Below are 3,583 nucleotides of genomic sequence, written 5' to 3'. Positions count from 1 at the left end.
GGTGGCGTCGGCGGCGCCCGCGCAGGCGCTGTCGGGCCGTCCGAGCGCCCGGTGGGGCGTGCAGACGGGCGATGTGACGACGTCTTCGGGTCTGGTGTGGGTGCGCTCCGACCGCCCGGCCCGGATGATCGTGGAGACCTCCGCGACGGAGTCCTTCACGCGCCCGCGCCGCTGGCAGGGGCCGCTGCTCGGGCCGGGCACGGACTTCACCGGCCGCACCGCGCTGCACGGCCTCCCGGCCGGCAGCCAGGTGCACTACCGGGTGCTGCTCGCCGACCCGGAGGACCCGCGCCGCACCGGTGAGCCGGTGCACGGGACGTTCCGTACGGTGCCGGAGCGCCGGAAGGACGTGCGCTTCGTCTGGTCGGGCGACCTGGCGGGGCAGGGCTGGGGCATCAACCCGGACCAGGGCGGCTACCGCGCCTTCGAGGAGATGCGGCGCCGCAACCCCGACTTCTTCCTGTGCAGCGGCGACAACATCTACGCCGACGGCCCGCTCACCGAGACCGTCAAGCTGCCCGACGGCTCCACCTGGCGGAACATCATGACGCCGGAGAAGTCCAAGGTCGCCGAGACCCTGGACGAGTACCGCGGCAACTTCCGCTACAACCTGCTGGACGAGAATCTGCGCCGGTTCCACGCCGAGGTGCCGACCATCACCCAGTGGGACGACCACGAGGTGCTGAACAACTGGTACCCGGGCGAGATCCTGGCCGACGACCGCTACACCGAGAAGAACGTGGACGTGCTGGCGGCCCACGCCCGGCAGGCGTTCGCCGAGTACTTCCCGATCAGCACGCTGCGGCCGGACGCGAGCGGCCGGGTGTACCGGGTCCAGCACCACGGCCCGCTGCTGGACGTCTTCGTACTGGACTGCCGTACGTACCGCGACGCCAACTCGCCCGGCCGCCAGCCGGAGGACACCCAGGGCATCCTGGGCGCCGAGCAGCTGGGGTGGCTGAAGCGGGAGCTGTCGCGGTCGCGCGCGGTGTGGAAGGTGATCGCCTGCGACATGCCGCTGGGCCTGGTGGTCCCGGACGGGAAGAGCGACTTCGAGGCGGTGGCGCAGGGCGACCCCGGCGCCCCGCTGGGGCGTGAGCTCCAGCTCGCGGAGCTGCTGCGGCACATCAAGCACCAGAAGATCACCGGCACGGTGTGGCTGACGGCCGACGTCCACTACACCTCGGCGCAGCACTACGACCCGTCGCGGGCGGCGTTCAAGGACTTCGCGCCGTTCTGGGAGTTCGTCACCGGTCCGCTCAACGCGGGCTCCTTCCCGGCAGTGAAGCTGGACGGCACCTTCGGCCCGGAGCAGCCGTATCTCAAGGCACCGGACCGGACGAACGTCTCGCCCGCCGAGGGCTACCAGTTCTACGGCGAGGTGGAGATCGACGGCGACAGCGGCGAGCTGACGGTGCGGCTGCTGGAGGTCGGCGGCAAGGTGCTGTTCACCAAGGCGCTCAAGCCGGGGCTGGTCGGCCAGTAGCGGCGCCGATGTGTGCGGTACGCGTCCCCGGGGCGCGTACCGTACCGCCCATGGCCTCCCGCGTTCCGTCCTCCCGCCTCACCTACCCCGAGGTGGGCGCCACCCGGCACCTGCCGCTGCCCGCCGGATACGGCCATCTGCGGGTGCGGACCCGGATCGGGACGGGCCCGGAGGTGTTCGAGGCGGCGGGGCGCGCGGTGCTGGAGTGGCGGATGCACCGGGCCGTCGGCGTCACGATCCGCGCCGACGGGCCCGCCGCCGAGGGGCGCACGGTCGTGGTGGGGCTGGGGGCCGGGCCGCTGCGGCTGCGCGCGCCGTGCGCGGTGGTGTGGACGGTGGCGGACGGGACGGCGGTCGGCTTCGCGTACGGGACGCTGCCCGGCCATCCGGAGCGCGGCGAGGAGTCGTTCGTGGTGAGCCTGGAGCGGGACGGCTCGGTGTGGCTGACGGTCACGGCGTTCAGCCGCCCGGCGGTGCGGTTGACCCGGGCGGTGGCGCCGCTGGTGCCGTACTTCCAGCGGGCGTACGCGCGCCGCTGCGGGCGGGTGCTGCGGCGGCTGGCGGCCGGGGGCCGGGCGGCGGGTAGTCGGGCGGCGGGATAGGAGAATCCGCCACCGTTGAATCTCCGACAGATTAATCTCGGACAAAACAAGCTTCTCCGAGCAGATGCACACTTAACCCATCGGTCACAGAGCGTTTGTGATCACGCAACACCCTTGCGCGAGGCTGTTTTCCATGACTCCTCGAGCAACACACGACCACCACCCGACCCGGCCCCGTGACCGCTGGAAGCTGCCCACCTGGTGGCGCCGGCGACTACACGGCCACGCCCCGCCGGTGCCGGAATCCTCACCGGAGCCCGTGGACCCGTCGCNCCACGCCCCGCCGGTGCCGGAATCCTCACCGGAGCCCGTGGACCCGTCGCGGACCGGCGCGGCCGAGACCGCGGGCGCCCCGGAGGACACCACGCAGCACGACACCGCCACCACGCTGTGGCGGATCCGGACGACCGTACGGGACGAGCCGGGCACCCTGGCCGCCCTGTGCGGGGCCCTGGCCGGTCACCGGGTCGACATCCTGTCGTTGCAGACCCATCCGCTGGCCGAGGGGACCGTGGACGAGTTCCTGCTGCGCGCCCCCGCCGCCGTACCCGTCGACGAGCTGAAGCGCGCGATAGCCGCCGGGGGCGGCAGCGACACCTGGATCGAGCGCGCCGACACCCACGATCTGGTGGACGCGCCGACCCGGGTGCTGACGCTGGCGACCCGTACCGCGCTGGACGGCGCCGAACTGCCGCTCGCGCTGCGCCAGTTGCTCGGCCGCTGCACCATCCACTCGCTTCCGGCCACCTCGCTCGGCGGCCGCCCCCTGGAGGACACGCCGCCGGTCGAAGGGGTGCTGGAGGAGACCGTGATGCGGCTGCGGGACCCGTCCGGCGGGGCGCTCACCATCGAGCGGCCCCATCTGCCGTTCACCCCGACCGAGTTCGCGCGCGCCCGCGCGCTGGTCGAGCTGGACGCCCGGCTCGGCCCCCGGCTGCCGCACCGCCGCGATGTGCTGACGCTGCCCGAGGGCAACGAGGTCACCGTGCGCCGGGCCGACACCCGGGACCTGGCCGAGGCCCGCGCGATGCACCAGCGGTGCTCGGCCACCACGCTCGGGCGGCGCTACCACGGCCCGCTCGGCGACGCCGACCGCTACCTGGACCATCTGCTCAGCCCGCGCTACGGCCGGACCCTCGCCGCGTACACCGCCTCCGGGCGGCTGGTCGCGCTCGGCCATCTGCTGTGGGACGGGGACGAGACCGAGGTCGCGCTGATCGTCGAGGACGCGTGGCAGCGCCGCGGCATCGGCGGGGAGCTGCTGCGGCGGCTGGTCGCGATGGCCGTCGAGACGGGCAGCGGCTGCGTCTACGCGGTCACCCATTCGGCCAACACCGGGATGGTCGCGGCGATGCGCGCCCTCGGGCTGCCGCTGGACTACCAGATCGAGCAGGGCACGCTCGTAATCACCGCCGAGCTGGCCCCCGCGCAGGTGCCCGCCCCGGCGCCGCACGGCGGCCGCTGAGCGCCCAGGGCCCGGGGCCGCCGCCCCGGG

The 3,583-nt window shown here is 73.6% G+C and carries 3 protein-coding genes; all 3 read left to right on the top strand.

Going from position 1 to position 3,583, the window contains the following annotated elements; genetic code table 11:
• Nucleotide 1 precedes the first annotated feature (1 nt).
• The 3 genes from EEJ42_RS14905 to EEJ42_RS14895 all read left to right on the top strand — a co-directional run bounded on the left by EEJ42_RS14905 (nt 2) and on the right by EEJ42_RS14895 (nt 3,553).
• Nucleotides 2-1,486 (top strand): alkaline phosphatase D family protein, encoded by a 1,485-nt coding sequence (locus EEJ42_RS14905; RefSeq protein ID WP_246096733.1) that lies wholly within the window; start codon nt 2-4, stop codon nt 1,484-1,486.
• A gap of 50 nt (nt 1,487-1,536) precedes the next feature.
• Nucleotides 1,537-2,088 (top strand): DUF1990 domain-containing protein, encoded by a 552-nt coding sequence (locus EEJ42_RS14900; RefSeq protein ID WP_123100432.1) that lies wholly within the window; start codon nt 1,537-1,539, stop codon nt 2,086-2,088.
• A 133-nt stretch (nt 2,089-2,221) separates the two neighbouring features.
• A complete protein-coding gene (locus tag EEJ42_RS14895; protein WP_123100431.1) occupies nt 2,222-3,553 on the top strand; it encodes a GNAT family N-acetyltransferase in 1,332 nt (443 codons plus the stop codon).
• Nucleotides 3,554-3,583: the final 30 nt, after the last annotated feature.

The organism is Streptomyces botrytidirepellens, assembly GCF_003721215.1.
Taxonomy (GTDB): domain Bacteria; phylum Actinomycetota; class Actinomycetes; order Streptomycetales; family Streptomycetaceae; genus Streptomyces; species Streptomyces himastatinicus.
This window is presented reverse-complemented; position numbering and strand designations above follow the sequence as displayed.